The following is a 19,363-nucleotide window of genomic DNA, read 5'->3' as shown; positions in this document are numbered from 1 at the left end:
CGCACCGTAAGCATCGTCAATCACGCGTGCCGCACGCAATCCCTGCGGCGACGATCACCTGTTCCAGGGAACAACTGCTCCCCTGTTCGCATGAGTTCGCCGCGCGGTGTGCGGGACGCGCGGCCGGGGGCGTCAGTACGACGGCTTGAAGGACGCGAGTGCCCGGTCGAAGTACCGCTTGCCCAGGGCGCGGTTCTTCGCGGGCGCCGACACCCACACGTCGTGCATCTTGCCGTTCTCGTTCCAGCTCAGGTCGTAGGTGACGCGGGGGCCGCCGTCGGAGCCGGCGCCGTCCCAGGCGAAGGTCCACAGGGCGGCGGGGTGGCCGTTGTGGGTGGTGCGGGTGACGGAGCCGGTGCGGTAGCCGGGGTAGTTCGAGGGGCCCTTGCGGTGGGCCCGCAGCATCACCGCGTAGGGACCGGCCGGGGCCTTGGGCTGGGGGTGGACGCCGATGCGGAATCTCTTGGCGGCGGAGTAGTAGTAGACGCGGGGCGGTTCGGGGGAGCGGGTGAAGCCGTCGGGGACGGTGAGGGTGAATCCGGAGGGGTCGGTGACCGTACGGTAGCCCGCGGGGGGCTTGGCCTCGGCTGCGCCAGGGGGCTTGGCCGAGTCCTCGGCCGGGGAGTTGTCCGGGCGGTCCTCGGTGTCCGGTGGCGCGGCGGAGTCGGGGGATGTCCCGGGGCCGGAGGGGGAGTTGTCCTCGGACGGCGGCAGTTCCTTCTTGTCCGCCGCCTCGGTCGTCCGCTTGCCCCGGTCGCCGGAGTCGTCGCCGTTCCAGGACAGCAGCCAGGCCGCTGTGGCTATGCCGCCCGTCGCCAGGACGGCGGCCGCGGTGGCCAGGGCCATGGCCGTGCGGGAGCGGGGGCCGGGGTCGCGGAGAGTGGCTTGCCCGGCGTCGCGGGGTCCGCCTGCGCCCACCTCGGCCGCAGGCGCAGGGGGTACCCCCATCGTCCTCTGGGTGGACCAGCCGCCCACGGGCGGGGTGGTGGGTGTTCCGCCCGCACCCGCGGCCGAGGTGGGCCGGGGAGTCGGGGGGAAGGGGGCCGACGGCATCGGCTCGTCCAGGGCCTCACGGAGCGCCTGTTCCGCAGCCGTCGCGGTGAGGCGTTGCTCCGGGTCGCGTTCCAGCAGGCCCCGGACCACCGGCAGGAGGGGGCCGAGGGCGTCGGGCGGAGCGATCTCGTCCAGGATCACCGCGTGCAGCACCTCGGCCACCGAGTCCCGGTGGAACGGGGATTCACCCGCCACGGCCGCGCACAGCAGCACCCCGAGCGACCACAGGTCGGACGCGGGCCCGGACCGCTGCCCCGACATCCGCTCCGGCGCGGTGTACTCGGGCGAGCCCACGAACGCCCCGGTCTGCGTCAGCCGCGTCTGCCCCGCGACCTGCGCGATGCCGAAGTCGGACAGGACGACGCGGCCGGTCTCCGCCTCCAGGAGCACGTTCGCGGGCTTCAGGTCGCGGTGCAGCACCCCGGCCGTGTGCGCGGCCCGCAGCGCGCCGAGGAGCGCGAGCGCCACCCGGCCCGCCTCCGCGGGCGGCAACGGCCCCTCGGCCGCCACCCGGTCGGCCAGCGACCGGCCGTCGATCAGCTCCATCACCAGCCAGGGCCGCTCCTCGTACCGCACGACGTCGTGCAGCACGAGGATGCCCGGGTGCTTCACCTGCGCCACCGACCGTGCCTCGTGCAGCGTCCGCTCCTGCTGGCGCTGCGCGTCCTCGGGGGTCAGCGCGTCGTCGACGTGCAGTTCCTTGACCGCGACGGCCCGCCCGAGGAGTTCGTCCCGCGCGCGCCACACGGTGCCCATGCCGCCACGGCCGAGCCGCGCCTCGATGCGGTAGCGTCCGGCGACCAGTTCGCCCGTGCTTGCCATGGGCGCATCATACGAACTCCCCTGACCCGCCCCACGATTGGGCCACACACGGCGCACGCCCCCGAGTCGGGGCCGCCTCCACGCGCCCGTCACATCCTGTGCGTGATCCGTTACGTTGAGTGCCTGTCGGGTCGCGCCGGAGCGGTCCGCTCGGCGGAGGGGGTCCACCACGCGCAGCGTCTTCATTCTCTGAGGGGCCCCTGAGGAGGGTGGTGCCGGATTGTTAGCCTGCGGGGGCTGTGACCGCCTACGAAGAGCGCGTGCGACGCGCGTACGGAGAAGGAGTCCCCGTGGCAGGCCCCCGCATCGCGCTCGTCACCCGCCGTCCGCAGCCCGGGCACGACCGTGATCTGCCGGTGCTCGCGCGGGCCCTCGACGAGGCGGGCGCCGAGGTCCGGATCGTCGGCTGGGACGACCCGGACGTCGACTGGGCCGGATTCGACCTCGCGATGATCCGCTCCACGTGGGACTACAGCTGGCGCGCCGAGGAGTACGTGGCGTGGGCCGACCGGTGCGCCCGGCTCACCCGCCTCGCCAATCCCGCGGACGTCGTGCGCTGGAACACCGACAAGCGGTACGTGGGCGAGCTGGCCGCGGCCGGGGTGCCCACCGTCCGCACGGCCTACCGTGCGCCCGGAGACGGCGACGAACTCCCGCCCGCCGGCCGGGAGTTCGTCGTCAAGCCCACATCCGGAGCCGGGGCGCGGTACGCGGCCAGGTACGGCGCGGACGAGCGGGACGCCGCCCGCGCGCACATCGCCCGCCTGCACGAGGAGGGCTTCACCGCCATGGTGCAGCCCTACATGCGGCGCATCGACGTCACCGGTGAGCGCGCCCTCGTCTTCGTCGGCGGCCAGTTCCTGCACGCCATACGGAAGGGTGCGGTCCTTGCGCCCGGCACCGCGTACGACGCCGACAAGGTGTCCCACCCCGACCCGCGGCCCTGGCGGCCCACCGACGCCGAACTCGACGTCGCCGAGCGGGCGTTGGCGGCGGTGCCGGGCTCGCCCGAGCTGCTGTACGCGCGGGTGGACCTCGTGGACGGGGACGGCGAGGGGGACGAGGTCGGTCCGCACGTCATGGAGCTCGAACTCGTCGAGCCCAACCTCTTCCTCGGCCTCCACCCGGACTCGCCGCCCCGGGTCGCGGAACTGATCCTCAAGACCGTCCGGTAGGCCAGGAGCACCAGGAGCCCGCCCGGCCCGGCAGCCCGGGGTCGCGCAGGACCGGAGCCCGCCTCACCCCTCCGGGAACGACAGCCGCTGCAGCAGCCCCCACGTGAACTCCGCGACACAGCGCCGCCGTTCGCCCGACTCCGCGTCCGGCGCGGTGAACGCGAGCCGCCATCGCGTCGGCGCCGTGCCCTCCATCGGGCGTGCGGGCGCGAAGGCGCGGGCGGCCTCGTCGACGGTGCACGACCAGGGCGTGAGGTCGGCGAGGGTGCGCAGGGCGGGGCCCGGCGTGCCGGGGGCGCGGATCAGCCACTCGTTCCACACCGCCGAGTTCGGCCCGAGCAGCACCTCGAAGCGCAGGTCGGGCCAGAGCGGCACCGGCCAGAGCAGCGCCTCGCACGTGAGGTCGCCGATCTTCCGGGGCACGGTCGCCTCGGGCGGGCCGAGGACCGAGCGGATGGGGGTACCTCCCATGCCCTTGAGGCCATGGGGGAGGGATGCCGCCGCGCGCCCCTTGCGCGCGTGCAGCATCGCCTGCCAGCGGCGGTTGGCCTCGCGCATGTCGGCGACGGACGCGCCGAGCGTGTGCCGGGCATCCTCGACGAGGCCCGGGTTGTGGTCGGCCATGCGGCGCAGCAGGACCAACTGGAAGTCGAGCGGCGTGAACGGGCCGGGCGGACGTGCGGAACCCGGACCGGACCCGGCGGCGGAGCTAGCGGACATACGCCCCATGGTCCCGCACGGCCCGCCCGGCCGGCCGCCGTCCGTCCGGCAGGAACAGCACCGAGTTCACATACCGCGGCCGCCGCGGCGTCAGCGCGCGCCGCACCAGGCCCTGCGACACGACGTACGAGGTGGCGCTCTGGTGCGCCTCCAGGTCGAAGGAGTCCAGGGGCAGCCAGGTGTCGTCCGGCAGGACCCAGCCGCGGTAGCCGTGCGTGTGCGCGAGGTGGTCGACGACCGGGGCGATGGGCTGGATGCGGGCCTCCAGTTCGACGAAGAGCGCCGGGCGGTCCCGGCCGAGGAGTTCGCGGGCGCCGCGCAGGACGGGCAGCTCATGTCCGTCCACGTCGATCTTGATGAAGTGCACGTCGTGCAGGCCGAGGCCGTCGAGCGCCACGCACGGCACGTCGAGCGCGGTGCCGTGCACCCCGTCCCTGCGCACCAGCGAGGACACCCCGCGGTCGCCCCGGTCGTCCTCGGGCAGCCAGAGCCGGGCCGTGCCGGGCTCCTCGCCCGCCGCCGCCTGGATCACCCGGACGTTGCCGGGCGTGGCCGCCGCGAGCAGCCGCGCCAGGTGCGGCACCGGTTCCACGGTCACGACGCGCCGGGCCCGCCGGGCGAGCCGGCGCGACCAGGGCCCGTACCAGCCGCCGACGTCCACGGCGGTGCCGCAGTCGGGCGGGCACAGTTCGCCGAGGCGGGCCAGTTCGGGCTCGAAGCGCGGATAGACGAGGCGGGCGAGGGCGGCCACCGCGTGGGTGGGAAGGTGGGGCGCGACGCGGGCGGCGAGGGTCTTGCGCGCGGCGGGCGTCACGACGAGATCAGCTTGAGCAGGCGCTCGTGCTCGTCCTCCGAGACCTGTTCACCGGAGGACGGCAGGAGCTGCGGGATGCCGTCCACGATCGGGTAGCGGCGGTGCAGACGCGGGTTGTACAGGGCCTGTTCGGGCAGGGGCGCCGGGTCCGGTGACGGGTCGGCGGGGAGGGTGGCCTCCGGCGCGAGCAGGATCAGCGGGCCCTTGTCCAGCGGGCAGGCGAGGATCTTCAGCAGCGGGTCGTCGGGGTTCATCAGGGCATCAGCTCCTTGGGTGGCAGATTCGGTTCGGCGGGCAGGGCGGGTGCGGGGTCGTCGTGCTTGGGCATCACCAGGAGCACCGCCACCGCGAGCACCGTCCCCGCGACCCGCAGCGTGAGCCGCACCGGGTCGTGGGGCAGTGCCTCACCGAACGCGAGCGTCCCGAGCACGGCGGTGAACAGCGACGTCACCGTCGTACACACCGGGACGATCAGTGAGGCCCGGCATCGCTGGAGCGCCGCCTGCGACATGATCAGGCCGAACGCGCCGGTGAAGAGCAGCAGATAGGGGTACGGGGAGCGCAGCAGGTCGAGCAGGGCGCCGCCCAGGCCGTCCGACGTCAGATGGCTGGACACGCCCTTGATGGCCAGCGAGCTGACGCCGTAGAGCAGGCCCACGGCGACGCCGTACTCCACGCCCGTCGTCGGCTGGCGGTGCTTGCTGCGCGTGCGGCGCTCGGCCGACGCGTACAGCCACAGACCGGCCGCGAGCGACGGCAGGCAGACCGTGAGGACGAGCGGCGCGGGCGCGTCCCGGCCCACCGTGTCCGTGCCCTCCTTCAGGGACAGCACGACCATCAGGAGCGCGGCGAGGATCGCGCCGACCGCGTACCGCTCGCGCCCCGACGTGCGCTCGCCGAGCAGCTTCGCCGACAGGAGCAGGAGCAGCACGAGCCCGGAGACGAAGATGCCCTGGGCCGCCGCGATCGGCAGCGTCCGGTAGACGACGAGCTGCGCGCCGAAGCCCGCTGCGAGGGCCAGCGAACCGCCGATCCACAGCGGGCTGGAGATCACCTGGCGGAGCAGCCGGGCCGGGTTGCGGACGCTGACCGACGGCATCGCGGTGAGCGCCCGCTTCTCCAGGACGAAGCCGGTGCTGTAGAGCAGGTTCGCGAGCAGCGCCGCGGCCACACCCCACCACATGGCTACGCCTTTCGGGCGTGCAGCAGCAGGATGGAGGCGGCACCCGGCACGGAGCAGGCGAGTCGGTCCAGGGCGCGCAGCGGCCGCGGCACGCCGTGGAAGGGCGCGCCCGCGAGCCGTACGACGTCGAAGCCGGACGCGGCCACGAACTCCCGGAGCGCGCGGGCGGTGTACAGCCGCAGATGGCCCACCACCTCACGCCCGGGGCGGCCGTGGATGCCGCGCAGGCTCACCTCGGAGAACACCGGCTGCACGCCCGCGAGCAGCAGCCCGCGGTTGTACCAGGCGGCGAGGTTGGGCGTGGACAGCATCAGATGGCCGCCGGGCCGCAGCACGCGGCGCAGCTCGTCAAGGGCGCTGTCGGGGTCCACGAGGTGCTCGATGACCTCGCTGAACAGGACCGCGTCCGCCGATCCGTCGGCGAACGGCAGGCCGCCGTCGGTGAGTTCGCCGCGTACGACGTGCGGCAGGTGGCCGCTCGCGCGGCGCAGCGCGTCCTGGGACCAGTCGACGCCGACGACGCGGTGCCCGGCGAGCAGCGGCGCGGCGACGCGGGCGGCGCTGCCGTCGCCGCAGCCGATGTCGAGGACGACACCGGCGCGCGTGCTCGCGGGGCCGAGGGCGGCGGCGAGCATCCGGGCCTGGCGCAGGCTGCGGGCGTCGCCGGACGCCACCGGCACGTCCGGGTTCTCGTAGAAGTCCCGCAGCTCGTAAGGCCGTCGGGCCTCGTCCGTCCCGTCCGTGCCCGACGTCCCTTCCGTGTGCGGGGTGGTGCGTGTGGTCGTCATGAGCCGCCGTCCTCCGGGGTCGGGTGGAGGTCCTGCGTGGCACGCAGATAGTGCTCGAAGAGATCGCGGAGATGGGCCCCGTCGCCGTGGCTGAGCAGCGTCCGCGACCAGCGCAGGGCCAGGTGCAGACGGCCCGCGGTGGAGGCGGTCGTCACGGTCAGGCCGCGCGGCATGCGGGCGGGCGCGGAGAACCACACGGCCCTCGCCGCCCCGGCGTCACCGAAGTCGAGGGCGTACGGCACCCGCCCGATGTTGCTGAGCAGGGTCGTCGACGTCCACGGACCGGCGGCCCTGCGCAGGCCGCGGGTGACGGCGGCCCGCATCGTCACCGGCAGGACCGGCGCGGTGAGCAGCGCGGCGCCGTGGCCGAGCTGCGGCCGTGACAGGGCCTTGAGGGCGCGGGTGCGGTCGGAGGTGCGGCGCAGCAGCGCGTGGATCTCCTCGGGCCCGAGGTCGTCGGGCCCGGACCGCCCGTCACCGCCTTCCGGCATCAACTCGCCCGCGCCGAAAGGCACTTCGACGAGGCGGGTGCCGTTGCCGATGGGCATCGTCATGTCGCGCGGACGGTCGTCGACGGGCATCGTGATGCGCAACGGCCTCGGTTTGGAGCCGTGTTCGTGGTTCCAGTGCGCGATCATCAGGGCGGTCGCGACCATCAGCTGGTCGTTGACGGTGTACGGCGCGCCCTTGGGACGGCGCGGCACGGGCAGCTCGGCGACGAGCATGCCGTTGCCGGACAGACCGGTGCCGGGCACGGGCGCCGCCCCGCCGGGCCGGGCGGCCGGGGCGCGCTCGGGGGCGCCGTGGGCGACCCGCGCGGGCATGGCCCACGGCGAGGGCAGCCCGGCGGGGCCCTGAGCGGGCGTCCCGGACGCGGCGGGAGACACGGGCGTACGGGTCGGGGGCGCGGCGGGCGCGTTGTCCCGGCCGCCGTACAGCTCGGCCGCGGTGGCGAGCACCCGCAGGCAGGCCGGGCCGTCGAGCGCGGTGTGGTTGATGGTCAGGAACAGCACGCTGGACGTGCCGCCCGCGTCCGCGTCGGCGACGACCTCAAGGCGGATCGGCGGGGACGCGGTGAGCGGCGGCGCGTCGCACAGGGCGCGCTCCCGGGCCCGCTTCAGGGCGTCCGGCACCGGCGCCGGGAACGTGACCACCTCCACGTCGGGGCCCTCGGTCAGCTCCCACTCGTACCGCCGGCGGTACCAAGGGCCGCGCGCCTCCCGCACCAGGATGCGCGGGTGGCGCCGCAGCGCCTCGCCGAACGCCGCCTTCAGCCGCTCGGTGTCCGGCGTGCCCGGCAGGTGCACCTCGATGTGGACGGTCTCAGGCTCCTCCTCCTGGAGGCAGTGCCGGGCGACCTCGTCGACGACGGGGAACGGCACCCGGCGCGGCGGACGGCCGGGGCCGTCCGCGCGCCGGGCCGGGTGTTCCAGGGCGGTCACGGTGCGTTGTCCTCTCCCGGGCGCGGGTCCTCTCCCGAGCGGGTACCCCGGCCGGGGGTCTCCTCATCCGTGGGAGCGTCGTCCGGACGGGAGTCCGCCACCGGTCCGGGCGCGTCCTTGCGGAGCGGGTCCGGGCCGCGGGCCGACAGGGTCGGTCCCGCGCTGTACGGGGGGACGGCCGGGGACGCGTCGGGTCCGGGCGCACCGGGCGATCCGGGTGCGGTGGCCTCGGCCGCGCCGTCGCCACCGTCAGGGCCGTCGGCTCCATCCCCGTGCCTGCGGTGCGGCAGCGGCGGTGCCGTCGGCCCGCCCAGGTCCCGGTCGGGCCCAAGCGGCATCGTCACGGCGTCGGGGGAGCCCTGCGGGTGGGGCGGAACGGGCGTGGCTCCGCCCGAACTCCCGGGTCCAGCGGGACCAGCGGGACCAGCAGGACCGGCGGGACCGGCGGGACCAGCGGAACCGGCGGGACCGGCCGGACCACCAAGGCCACCGGGACCACCCGGCCCCACGGGACTGCCCACACCCGCGGCACTCCCAGGACCACCGGCACCACCAGAGCCTCCGGCACCACCAGCACCACCAGAGCCTCCGGCCCCAGCGGCCCCCGCAGCCACCGCACCCCGCGCGTCGGCCCCGTCCCGCACGCTCACCAGCGCCGCGAACAGCGCGACGAACGCGAGGACTTGAGCCGCGTGCCCGAAGGCGCCCTGGTCCGCGGCGGCGGCCTCGCCCGCGCCGGTCGCGGCGGCGATGCCGGCCCCGGCCATGGCCAGGAACGCGACCGGTACGAGCAGCGCGTGCCGCCGCCAGGCGAGCAGCGCGAGGACGGGCACGAGCACGGCGAACCAGCCCGCGACGACCACGGCCACCAGCGTGAGGACCACCGTGCCGAGCACCGGCCCCGGCCCCGGCGGGGTCACGCCGGGCCCGTCCGGGTTCGGCTCGCGGCGCCGCACGAACACGAGGCCCACCAGGGCGAGGACGCCCACGCCACCGCCGATGAGCCCGGCCTCGTACGCCGTGGACGGCTCGTAGCTGAGCTTGATCGTGCCGCCCTCGCCGGCCGGGACGAGCCAGCCCTGCTGCCAGCCGTCGAGCCGCACCGAGCGCAGCTCCTTGCCGTTCAGGGTGGCCTTCCAGCCGTCGTTGACGTTCTCGTACGTCGTCAGGTACTGGGAGGCGCCGTCGCCGACGGTCACCTCGCGGCGGTCGCCGAGCCAGTCGTTGATCTTCAGCTCGCGGGCCTTGGTGACGAGCGTGCCCGGGGTGCCGCGGGTGAGGGACACGTCGGTGACGGCGAGCGGGCCCTCGTCACCGGCCTCCACGCGGTGCTGTCCGGCGGCGAGGTCCACCGACGTCTGCTTCTTGTTGTCGTCGCACAGCGTCAGGTCGACGGGTCGCCGGTCCACCAGGTCCCGCACGGTGCCCTCGGCGCTCGTCGCGTACAGCTTGCCGTCGACCGACACCGCCGGGCCCTCGCCGCAGGCGAGTTCGAAGGTGCGGTCGGGGTCGGGCTGCTTGGTGCGGAACTTGTCGAGCGCCGGGACGTAGGCCTCGGTGAGGCCGACGGGCAGTTGCAGCTTCTCGTCCGCCACCGGGTTGTGCAGGGTGAGCGGTGCCGTCTTCGTGATGGTGATGTCGAGGCGGTCGGTGACGATCGGCGTGAAGCGGGCGTTGCCGTTCTCGTCGACCCCGGCGGTCGCCGCGCCGTCCGGAGAGCTGATCTCGATCTTCTCGGGACGGGTGGAGAGCCCGCCCGCGGGCGGCAGCACGATCTCGCCGACGGACACCTTGCCGGGCCACCGCAGATGGATGACCGGCTTGTCGCCGGCGACCCAGGCGGTCGTCAGATCGCCGTCGGTCAGGTTGCGCGGCGAGAGCCCGCCGAGGTCGGACGTCGAGTCGGCGGTGGCGATGATCTGCTCGCGCTGGTCGGGCGCCACCTTGTAGAGGAGTTCGTCGAGCCCCTGGCCGGGGACGGCGACCGCGCTCGCCTTGACCTTGTAGCTGCCGTCGCCCGTGGTGGTGAAGCGCCGGTGCAGTCCGGCCTCGGAGGTCACCGGCGACAGGCCGGACTGGTCGGCCGAGCGGTGCATGGAGTACGTCGTGGCGTCTGCGTCCGCGCCGTCGGTGCCCGCGGTGTCGGCGGGCATCCGCAGCAGCTTGGTGACCTGCACGTCGGGGATGCTGATCTCCGAGAACCCGGCGCCGGTGAGGCCCTTGTGGGCGATCTGCGCGTCCAGGATGGTCAGCTTCAGCCACGAGGAGTCGCCCGGCTTGACCTTGACGCGCTGCGTCTGGCCGTCGGTCCGCAGGTACGAGACGGCCTCGCCCTGTTCGGTCTCCACGCGCACCTTCGTCGGCGCGGACCGCACGCCCTGCTGCGGCAGCGGCGTCACCTTGATCGACGACGGGATGGCGGTCTTCTTCGTGAACTCCGCCTTGATCCACTCGTCGTCCGGGCTGCCCGGGTTGCCCTCGGTCCAGGCCGTGTCGGGATTGCCGTCGAAGGCGTTCACCGGGTCGAACTGCGGCAGGTGGAACAGCCAGTTGCCGTAGCTGGAGGCCGTCACGGACTTGGCGCCGCGCAGCTCCGCGACGGTCTGGTGCTTGACGCCCTTGGTCGGCAGGATCTGCCGCGGCTTCTCGCCGCCGTCCTGGAGCGCGTCCGGCGCGTTCTTCTCGTCCTTGGTGTACGGGTACGAGGTGTTGGTGTTGACCAGGCCGAAGCGCGTGTCGGCGCGGCGCAGCCCGTCACCGACCGCCTGCAGGGCGGGCGGCGAGCCGAGGCCCGGGTGGTTGTCGCCGGTCAGGACGGCCGGACGGTCCTTCATGTCCGGGTCGGCGGACAGCGGGAGCAGCGCCTCGGGGCCGCCGCTGACGACGGCCGTGTTGGCCACCGGCTTCAGGCCCGCCTGGCCGGGACGCTGGGCGCCGTCGCCGGGCGCGTAGATCTCGACCGCGCGCTGGCGCGGGTACAGGCCCTCGACCTGCACCGGCGTGTCGTCGGCGATGCGCCCGCCGGTCTCGGTCGGCCCGAACCCGGTGACCCGCTTGAACCCGGACTCCTCCAGGGTGCGCTTGACGGTCGCGGTCGGGACGTAGCCGATCTGGTCGGGGTCGAGGTCGTTGCGTACGACGACGTAGTAGAGCCCCGCGCGCGTCAAGTAGTCGCGCAGACCGGGGACTTCGCCGCCGGTCATCAGGGCCTGCTCGACGGCGTCCATGGCGCGCCGGTTGCCCTTGGTGCCGAACGGCACGTAGTCGCGCTGGGCCCAGCGGGACTCGGCGAGCACGTCGAGCGGCTGGTCGATGGGGGAGCCCCAGGTGTAGATGCCGTGCGCGGTCGCGGGTACGACCAGGGCGCGCGAGTCCGGGGAGTACTTGTCCAGCCACTCGGCCGTCGTGTCCCAGTAGTTCGGCAGCTTCTGGAAGGAACCCGGCTGCAGGATCGAGCCGTTGAGGTACGGCCAGGCGAGCCCCGGAAGCACCAGGACGGCGGCCACGAGCGGCGCGTACCGCCGCCCGCGCACCGGCCGCGCCCCGCGTGCCCGCCCCGCCACACCCACCAGGTGCGCGAGGCCGAAGGCCAGGGCGAGCGCGAGTCCGGTCTGGAACTTGTAGATGTTGCGGAACGGTACGAGGCCGCCGTTCAGCCAGTCCTGCACGGTGCCGTGGAAGGGCGCGCCGAACACGCCGCCGTACCCGGCGAGGGTGACGAGCGCGACGGACAGGACCGTGAGCACCAGCCAGCGCCGCTCCGGCAGATCGCGCCGGGCGAGCCCCGCGAGGCCGAGGGCCGCGGCGAACGCCGAGCAGACGATGGTGATCACGGCGGTCGCGACGGTCCACCCGGCGGGCAGCCAGGCCTCACCGAAGTGGAGGTACGCCACCCAGTTCCCGGCGCCGCGCAGCGTCTCGGTGGCCGACATGGTGCCGGTCGTGGTCGCCGAGTTCTCCACGTACGGCAGGAAGTTCTCGCCGTAGACGCCGAGCAGGAGCAGCGGCACCACCCACCAGGCGGTGGCCAGGATGACGCCGGGCACCCACCAGGTGATGAGTTTGCGCTTGCGCGGGCCGTTCGGCCGCGACAGCAGATAGAGGGCCACGGGCAGCAGCGACGCCAGCGTCGACGCCGCGTTCACCCCGCCCATGAACGGAATGAAGAGCGCGGAGCGGAACGCCGCGATCCGCGCGGTCACGCGGTCGTTGGTCAGCGGGATGAGCACCCACGGCAGGAACGCGCCGGGCAGCGCCGCCGCCGACGTCGACCCGACCACGACGGTGAACGTCGGCCACAGCGCGTACACGACCGCGCCGAGCAGTCGCGAGCCGCTGCTGCCGATGTTCAGGCGCTCCGCGAGCCGCAGCGCGCCCCAGAAGGCGACCGCGACGATCACCGACATCCACAGCCGCTCGGCCAGCCACACCGGCAGTTGCAGGAGGTCGGCCAGGGCGTAGAACGGCAGCATCGGGAAGGCGTAGCCGATGTACTGGTCCTGGATGCCGCCGAAGCCGCCCCGGTCGTGCCAGAGCTGGCCGAGGTCGGAAAGGAACTGCCAGGGGTCGACGGCGACACCGAGCTTGGTGTCGAACGTCATCCGCCCCGGTTTGACGGCGAGGAAGCACACGAACACCACGGCCCAGAACCCGGCGAGCCAGCGCCGTGAGCGCGGCCCGCGCCCGGGTTCGGGCGCGGGCGCCGTCGGCTTCAGGGCCGCCGGGGGTGGGGACTGGACCGTGGTGGTCATGGACACCGCCTGAGGATGAGGAGGAGGTTCCAGGTGGCGACTTCGCGCACTCCTGGGACCTTCGCGACCGTTTCGGCCCAGAACGGCCAGTAGCGGGAGCGGGCCGAGACGACCGTGACGTCGTCGCGGGCCCGCACCTGTCTGAGCGTGGGTCCGACGTGGTGGGCGAAGAGGTTCTCGCCGAGCTTGTGCTTGGCGGGTTTTCCGGTGCGGCGCTCGTAGCGGGCGCGGGCCCGCTCGGCGCCGAAGTAGTGCAGGGGCGCCCACTCGTGGCCGCCCCAGGGGGAGTACCAGTTGGTGAACGCCACGTAGATGAGACCGCCGGGCCGGGTGACCCGCACCATCTCGCTGAGGAAGGTGCCGGGGTCGTCGACGTGCTCCAGGACGTTCGAGGAGAACGTGACGTCGGCGACGCCGTCCGCGAGGGGCAGCAGATAGCCGTCGGCGACCACGGAGCCCTCGGGCGGCTTCGCGCCGAGTTCGTGCGGGTCGGGCTCGAAGAGGTAGGCCTGCGCGCCGCGCCGCTGGAACTCCTCGGTGAAGTAGCCACCGCCGCCGCCCACGTCGACGACCACCCGGTCCTTGACGGGCAGGTGCCGCTCGACCTGGTCGGCGGCGTCTCGGGCGAGCAGCGCGTAACACTTCTCCGGCTCCTGCTGTTCGCGCAGGAAGGCCCGGAACAGGGTCACGGAGCGGCGCAGCGACGGGTCCCTCACGCAGACCCCTTCACCGGCGGCTCGTGCGCGGCGACGGCCTCCGCGGCCACCGCGCGGAACTGGCGCACCGTGTTCGCCCAGCGGAAGTGCGCGGCGCGCTCCGCCGCGGCCTTGCCGAAGGCCCGGCGCCGCTCGGCGCTGAGCGCGAGCGTGCACCAGTGGGCGGCGAACGCGCTCTCGCCGTGGGCGAGCAGCCCGGTCACACCGTCTTCTATGGAGTCGCGTACTCCGGGTACGTCGAAGCCGATCGCGGGCGTCGCGCGCGCCGCTGCCTCGGTGACGACCAGGCCCCAGCCCTCGACGGCCGAGGGGTGCAGCAGCAGCCACGACTCGCACAGCAGCCGGTGCTTCTCGGCCTCCGAGACATGGCCGGTGAACTGCACGCCGGGTCCTGCCATCCGCTCCAGGCGCTCCCGCTCGGGGCCGTCGCCGACGATCACCAGACGGCCGCCGGTGACGGGACGGACCCGCTCCCACAGCCGCAGCAGCAGATCGACGCGCTTGTACTCGACGAGCCGTCCCATGGCCAGGAACAGCGGTTCGTCGGAGCGCTCGTGCAGCGGACCGGGCTCCTCCACGCCGTTGTGCACGACGCGGATGCGGTCGGGCTCGACGCCGAGGTCCTGCAGGGCCGTCGCGGTCGACGGCGACACGGCGACCAGGAGATTGCCGCGCTGGGCGCCCGAGAGGGCCCAGTGCTCCAGGCGCCGCCCGAGGCGCGCGGCCGGGGCGAGCGGTCCCTGGAAGCGCATCGACCACAGCTCGGTGTGGACGTGGTTGACCAGGCACAGGGTGGGGCCGCGGTGCCACAGCGGGGCGAGGTAGGGCATGCCGTTGCACACCTCGACCAGCAGGTCGGTGTCGCCGATCTGGCGGGTGAACGCCGACCGGGCGCGCAGGTAGTGGCCGAGGTCGCCGCCCGCCGACACCACGCGGTAGTCGCGGTAGGCGGCGGGGCCGCCGCACAGCAGCGTGACCTGATGGCCCTGCGCGGTCAGCCCGTCGGCCAGCCTGTCGACAAGGAGTTCGGAGCCGCCTGCGGCCGGGTTTCCCAGGTCGCGGCGGGCGAGGAAGGCGATCCGGCGCGGCTGTGGGGGGAGCGCCGGAAGGGGCCACGCGGGCCGTGATGCGACCGGGCGCAGCGACGACGGCACGTGCTGGGGCATAGGTGCTCCAACTCGTCTCGGGGTGCGGAACTGTGGGGGAGTTCGGGTGGATCCGGGGTGGGGCCCGGTGGAACGGGTGGCGCGAATGGATCCGTGGTGCGAGGTGGTGCCGGGTGCTACGGGGTGGTGCGGGTGGTGCGAGTGGTGGTGCGGGAGGTGCTGCCGGGACCGAGGTGGGTCCCGGCGTGCGGGGCGGGACTCCGGTGCTCCGGGGACGGAGAACACCGGGTGGTGTGCGCAGTCGTTGTGCTGGGACTGTGCGGGGACTGTGTCTGGGTGGAGTGGACAGTTTTCGCCGCACCGAACGGTGCGGCTACTCACCGGGGTGACAATTTCGGCCCTTCTTGACGCTGACGTCTCATCACATCGTGGTGGGTTGCAGGGAATTTGGGGACGTATCGGAATGTGGACCCATCGAATCCGGTCCTTCACCGTCCCTCCCCGAGTCCTTCCCCGAGCCGTTCGTGTCCGTCTTCCGGCCACGCAGCACGAGCGCCCCGCCGAGGATCGCGAGCGCCCCGCCGAGGATCACGGAGACCAGCGGCAGCGTCTCGCCGACCAGCTTCAGGCGGGAGCTGTCGTCGTCCGCCAGGTCCACCTGCTTCTGCTGGGTCTTCTTGTTGAACCCGATCCGCTCGCTGTCGAGCAGCACGGTCACGTCCTTCTTGCCGCCGGGCGCGCGCAGCGTCTTGCGGGGGCCGATCGCCGCGTAGATGATCCGGCCCGTGCGCTGGTCGGCGACCAGTTCGATGCCGTGGTTGGCGTACCACTCCTCGGCCATGACCTGACTGCGCCTGGGCTGGCCGACGAGGCGACCGGGGACCTGGCGGGTGCCGGTCCTCGTGGCCTTCACGGTGCCGGTGAAGCGCAGGCCCTCGTAGCCCTGGATCTTCTTCTTGCCCTGGTAGGACAGCGGTACGGTCGCGCCGAGCGTGCTGTCCCACCACAGGTAGGTGCGCTTCTCGACGTCGAAGGGGAACTTCAGATACGCCTCCCCCTCGAAGTACGGCTTCTCGCCGCAGCAATGCACCGGTTTGTTGGTCTTCCGGTCGGTCACCCAGCGCTCCAGGGTCCACTGGAGCGAGTCGTGCGGATCGGCCGCGGGCAGCGACTTGTCGGGGTCGACGGAAGTCGACACGTCCCAGATCGCCCGCCCCGACTTCTCGCTGTCGGCGACGTCGCCGCGCACCTGCCGGGTGATGGTCAGGTCCTGGCCGGTGACGGTTTTGATCTTTCCGGTGTCGAAATAGCTGCCGGTCCCCTTGAAGACCGTTATCTGATCGACATCAATGGGCGTGCGTTTCGCACGCGGCTCGACGTACCAGGCCAGCATCGGGGCCAGGGCGAGCAGAAAAGCGCCCAGGCCGAGCAGGACCAGGGACAAGGGCGAAGCTGTACGGCGCATCCGGCGCTCCTGCCGTGAGGGCGAACAGGGGTCGGTCGGTCAACTGTGCTGGATTACCGACGAGTTAGGGGACTGCTGCGGTGCTGCGGCCGCCGGATTGCCCGAAATGCTGCGGCGCTGTTTCCACGGAGTTACTGGTCCGTATGAGCCGCGAACGTAGGCGGACCCTTGACGCAGTGTCAATGCGTTGTTGACACTGTCCTCCTGTGGAGCGGGGTGGGGACGACCTCCAGCAGAGAGGCTGACCCTGTATGCACCGACTGCTCGCCGCCACGCTGACCGTCGCGGCCGCCGCGGCTCTCGCCGTGGGCGCCGCCCTTGGCATCGTGGCGCTCCTGAACGCCACGCCCGACCAGCCGAACCGGCCGCTCGTGCACTACGAGTCGCCCGAGCGGGACCAGTGACCGACGTGGCCGCCATCTCCGAAAGCCTCTCCGGGAGCGCGCCCGAGAGCATCTCGGACGGCGCTCCCGGAAGCCCGGGCTCCGCGCACCAGCGCTCCGCCTGGCGCGATGTCCCGCCCCTCCAGGTGCGCAGATTCGCCGCGCTCGCCTTGGAGGAAGTGCCCATCCTCGCCCAGGACATCCTGCGTGAAATCCGGGCAGAGTACCCCGGACTGCCGGTCGTTCTCGACGACTCCGGCGAGCCGATGGCGCTCATCGGGATCCGCCGCGCCCTGGAGGGCTTCGTCCAGCAGCTCGCCACCCGGGAGGGCCGGCCGCGCTACCACCCCGAGGTCTTCCAGGAATTCGGCCGCGGCGAGGGCCTGCACGGCCGCAGCCTCGACTCCCTCCAGGCCATCTACCGCCTGGGCGTCCGGCTCGCCTGGCGCCGCCTGGCCGAGATCGGCCAGCAGACCGAGATCCCGCCCCCGGCGATGTACGAGCTGGCCGAATCCGGCTTCGAGTACCTCGACGGCCTGGTGGACCAGTCGGTACGCGGCTACGCGGAGGCCGCCGCCCGGCAGGCCGGCGAGCGACTGCGTCTGCAACGCAAGCTCATGGAGCTGCTGCTGTCCGAGCGGCGCCCCGACACCTCCGCGGCCTCCGCGCTCGGCGCCGAGAACGGCCTGGACGAGCGGGCCGCCCGCGTCGGCTGGCAACTGCCCGAGCGGGTCGCCGTCGGCGTGCTCCTGCGCCCCGCCCGCGAGGCCGTGGCCCCCGCCGTCGGCGAGGGCGTGCTGCTCGACATGGAGGCCGAGCAGCCCCGCATGGTCGTGCCCGACCCGGACGCAGCGGGCCGCCCCGAACTGCTCCGCCGCGCCATGACCGGCTGGTCGGGGGCCATCGGCCCGCCCGTGCCGCTCGCCGACGCCGCCAAGTCGCTGCGCTGGGCGGAGGCCGCGGTCGCCCTGATGGGGCGCGGACTGCTGCCCTCCGGTGAGGTCCTGTACTGCACCGAGCACACCGAGGCCCTGGTCCTGCTCCAGCCCGAGGAGCTCATCGAGGACCTGTCCCGGCGCTGTCTCGCCCCCCTCGACCACTGCGGCCCGGCGCACGGCCGTCGCCTCGCCCAGACCCTGCTCGCCTGGCTGGAAACACGCGGCGGCGCCCCCGAGGTGGCCGCCCGGCTCGGTGTGCATCCGCAAACCGTGCGCTACCGGCTGCGCCAGATCAGGGAGCTGTGGGGCGACGAGGTCGACGACCCCGACCGCCGCTTCGAACTGGAACTGGTGCTGCGGGCGCGCAGGCTGCGGGGGGAACTGGGACGGGCGTGAGGCGGCGTCCGGGCCCGCCCCTCGGCCTGGCCCGGATCGAACTCCGGCTCTCCCTCGGCCTGGCCCGGACCGAACCCCGGCTTACCGTCGGCCCGGCCCGGATCGAACCCCGGCTCTCCCCGTGCGGCAATTCGGGCGAAGCCCGCCCTGCCGTACAGCGCCGGGCGCGCCCTGACGTGAGGACACGCCGAAAGGTTCGACCTCGCACACAACATTCACAGCTTCGGCTTCCTCCGTACCGGCGCGGGACCTAGCCTCCATGCCTCATGGACTACTGCCACGCGTGCCACCGGCACCTCAACGGCGCCCTCGCCTGCCCGGGGTGCGGCACCCCGGCCGAAGCCTGCCGTGAGTACGCGGAGGCGCTCGCCGCCCAGGACGAGCCCGACGACCTCGCCGAGACGGGCGAGGAGCCGTCGCCGGGCGGCCGGGTCCGGGGCCGCGGCCGCCGCAGGGAGCGCGGCCGCCGGGCGGCCCAGCACCGCCGCGGGCGCCGCAAGGTCATCCTGATCGCCGCGGGCGTCGCGCTCGCCGCCGGTGGCCTGAGCCTGGCCGAGCTGGGCACCGAGTCCGCGTCGGACGACCCGAAGGCGACGTCCGCGCGGGACCGCGAGCAGTCGGCGGGGGAGTCGGAGGGTGCCGGGGGCACGGACGGCGGGCAGGGGGCGTCGGCGGAGCCGGTGGCGGAGTCGACGGGCGGTTCGCCGTCGGCGTCCGAGTCGGATTCGGCGAAGAAGACAGCCAAGGACGCCAAGGACGCCAAGGACAAGGACAAGAAGGCCGCCGAGGACGGCAAGGGCACCCAGGGCGCCGAGGACGGCGAGGGCGAAGGCGCCGACGGGGACGCTCAGGGCGCCGACGGCGGCAGCACCGGTACGGCGACCGGCGGCACCGGCACGTCCGGCGGCCCGGACCCGGACCCGACCTCGGGCAACCCCACCACGAGCCCGCAGAACCCGGACCCGAAGCCGTCCGCCACGAAGCCCCCGAGCGACCCGGACCCGGACCCGAGCCCGTCGGAGACGTGCGACCGGTTCCTGTGGTGGTGCACGTAGGGAGCGTTCCCGTGCCGGTGCGCGCGGGGCGTGTCCCCGTAGCGGTGCCCCGAGTGCTCAGCCGCCCAGCATCCGCCGCAGCAGTTCCCGCAGTGACTCCCGCTCCGTGCGGGAGAGTTCGGCCAGCGGCTCCCGCGCGAAGTTCAGGGACTCCCGCAGGCTGTGCGCGGTCGTGAGCCCGTCCTCCGTCGGCGCGGCCAGCTTCACGCGCCGGTCGGCGGGGTCGGGCCGCCGCTCGACCAGGCCGCGCGCCTCCAGGCGGTCCACGATGCCGGTCACGTTCGACGGCTCGCACTTCAGCTTCTGTGCGATGCGCCGCATCGGCATGGGCTCCAGCGAGAGCAGCCCGAGCACCCGCGCCTGTGCGCCGGTCAGCGCGTGCTTGCCCGCGGCGACGTCGTACTCCTCGTGGTAGCGCGCGACCACGGCGCCGATCAGCTCCACGACCTCAAGGGTCAGCGGATCGACGCGCGGGGCGGGGGTGTCCGGATTCTGGGTGGCCATGGCTCCAGGTTACCCATTTACTTGACAACATGAAATATCGAAGCGCATGCTT

The 19,363-nt window shown here is 73.6% G+C and carries 16 protein-coding genes; 4 read left to right on the top strand and 12 right to left on the bottom strand.

Annotated elements, in window-relative coordinates; all coding sequences use genetic code 11:
• Window positions 1–132: 132 nt before the first annotated feature.
• Complete coding sequence (locus ACZ6BG_RS03595; RefSeq protein WP_468996439.1) at window positions 133–1,875, bottom strand: serine/threonine-protein kinase; 1,743 nt, start codon at window positions 1,873–1,875, stop codon at window positions 133–135.
• Between the two features lie 290 nt (window positions 1,876–2,165).
• Here ACZ6BG_RS03595 and ACZ6BG_RS03590 point away from each other — a divergent pair, with 290 nt between their 5' ends.
• Entirely contained in the window at window positions 2,166–3,050 is an 885-nt protein-coding gene (locus ACZ6BG_RS03590) for an ATP-grasp domain-containing protein (RefSeq protein ID WP_468996436.1), read from the top strand.
• Between the two features lie 63 nt (window positions 3,051–3,113).
• Here ACZ6BG_RS03590 and ACZ6BG_RS03585 read toward each other — a convergent pair whose 3' ends face one another.
• The 10 genes from ACZ6BG_RS03585 to pgfA form a co-directional block, all read right to left on the bottom strand.
• Window positions 3,114–3,779 (bottom strand): hypothetical protein, encoded by a 666-nt coding sequence (locus ACZ6BG_RS03585; RefSeq protein WP_468996434.1) that lies wholly within the window; start codon window positions 3,777–3,779, stop codon window positions 3,114–3,116.
• Window positions 3,760–4,584, bottom strand: a complete 825-nt coding sequence (locus ACZ6BG_RS03580) for an FkbM family methyltransferase (protein WP_468996432.1) — start codon at window positions 4,582–4,584, stop codon at window positions 3,760–3,762. The genes ACZ6BG_RS03585 and ACZ6BG_RS03580 overlap by 20 nt, the downstream gene beginning before the upstream one ends.
• A complete protein-coding gene (locus ACZ6BG_RS03575; protein ID WP_468996428.1) occupies window positions 4,581–4,838 on the bottom strand; it encodes a Trm112 family protein in 258 nt (85 codons plus the stop codon). The genes ACZ6BG_RS03580 and ACZ6BG_RS03575 overlap by 4 nt, the downstream gene beginning before the upstream one ends.
• Complete coding sequence (locus tag ACZ6BG_RS03570) at window positions 4,838–5,755, bottom strand: hypothetical protein (RefSeq protein ID WP_468997900.1); 918 nt, start codon at window positions 5,753–5,755, stop codon at window positions 4,838–4,840. Before ACZ6BG_RS03570 ends, ACZ6BG_RS03575 begins: the two co-directional genes overlap by 1 nt.
• 14 nt (window positions 5,756–5,769) lie before the next feature.
• A complete protein-coding gene (locus ACZ6BG_RS03565) occupies window positions 5,770–6,555 on the bottom strand; it encodes a class I SAM-dependent methyltransferase (RefSeq protein ID WP_468996426.1) in 786 nt (261 codons plus the stop codon).
• Window positions 6,552–7,997 carry a condensation protein gene (locus ACZ6BG_RS03560; protein ID WP_468996423.1) on the bottom strand — a complete coding sequence of 482 codons (1,446 nt, stop codon included), beginning with the start codon at window positions 7,995–7,997 and terminating at the stop codon, window positions 6,552–6,554. The genes ACZ6BG_RS03565 and ACZ6BG_RS03560 overlap by 4 nt, the downstream gene beginning before the upstream one ends.
• Complete coding sequence (locus ACZ6BG_RS03555) at window positions 7,994–12,748, bottom strand: DUF3367 domain-containing protein (RefSeq protein WP_468996421.1); 4,755 nt, start codon at window positions 12,746–12,748, stop codon at window positions 7,994–7,996. The genes ACZ6BG_RS03560 and ACZ6BG_RS03555 overlap by 4 nt, the downstream gene beginning before the upstream one ends.
• Window positions 12,745–13,464: a class I SAM-dependent methyltransferase gene (locus ACZ6BG_RS03550; protein ID WP_468449538.1), complete on the bottom strand. Its 720-nt coding sequence runs from the start codon at window positions 13,462–13,464 to the stop codon at window positions 12,745–12,747. Before ACZ6BG_RS03550 ends, ACZ6BG_RS03555 begins: the two co-directional genes overlap by 4 nt.
• Complete coding sequence (locus tag ACZ6BG_RS03545) at window positions 13,461–14,630, bottom strand: glycosyltransferase family 4 protein (RefSeq protein ID WP_468996418.1); 1,170 nt, start codon at window positions 14,628–14,630, stop codon at window positions 13,461–13,463. The genes ACZ6BG_RS03550 and ACZ6BG_RS03545 overlap by 4 nt, the downstream gene beginning before the upstream one ends.
• A 361-nt stretch (window positions 14,631–14,991) precedes the next feature.
• On the bottom strand, window positions 14,992–16,035 hold the full coding sequence (gene pgfA / locus ACZ6BG_RS03540) for a cell envelope lipid trafficking protein PgfA (RefSeq protein WP_468996416.1): 1,044 nt from the start codon (window positions 16,033–16,035) through the stop codon (window positions 14,992–14,994).
• A 251-nt stretch (window positions 16,036–16,286) separates the two neighbouring features.
• On the opposite strand from pgfA, the gene ACZ6BG_RS03535 reads away from it, so the two are divergent.
• From ACZ6BG_RS03535 to ACZ6BG_RS03525, 3 genes are all read left to right on the top strand, one after another.
• A complete protein-coding gene (locus tag ACZ6BG_RS03535) occupies window positions 16,287–16,439 on the top strand; it encodes a hypothetical protein (RefSeq protein WP_193560699.1) in 153 nt (50 codons plus the stop codon).
• 50 nt (window positions 16,440–16,489) lie between these two features.
• On the top strand, window positions 16,490–17,752 hold the full coding sequence (locus tag ACZ6BG_RS03530) for a PucR-like N-terminal domain-containing protein (protein ID WP_468997898.1): 1,263 nt from the start codon (window positions 16,490–16,492) through the stop codon (window positions 17,750–17,752).
• 266 nt (window positions 17,753–18,018) lie between these two features.
• Window positions 18,019–18,807 carry an SCO2400 family protein gene (locus ACZ6BG_RS03525; protein WP_468996414.1) on the top strand — a complete coding sequence of 263 codons (789 nt, stop codon included), beginning with the start codon at window positions 18,019–18,021 and terminating at the stop codon, window positions 18,805–18,807.
• Between the two features lie 57 nt (window positions 18,808–18,864).
• On the opposite strand, the gene ACZ6BG_RS03520 is transcribed toward ACZ6BG_RS03525, so the two are convergent.
• Window positions 18,865–19,311, bottom strand: coding sequence for a MarR family winged helix-turn-helix transcriptional regulator (locus tag ACZ6BG_RS03520; protein WP_468996412.1), 447 nt, complete (start codon window positions 19,309–19,311; stop codon window positions 18,865–18,867).
• Window positions 19,312–19,363 lie beyond the last annotated feature (52 nt).

The organism is Streptomyces sp. NPDC041205, assembly GCF_055591765.1.
This window is presented reverse-complemented; position numbering and strand designations above follow the sequence as displayed.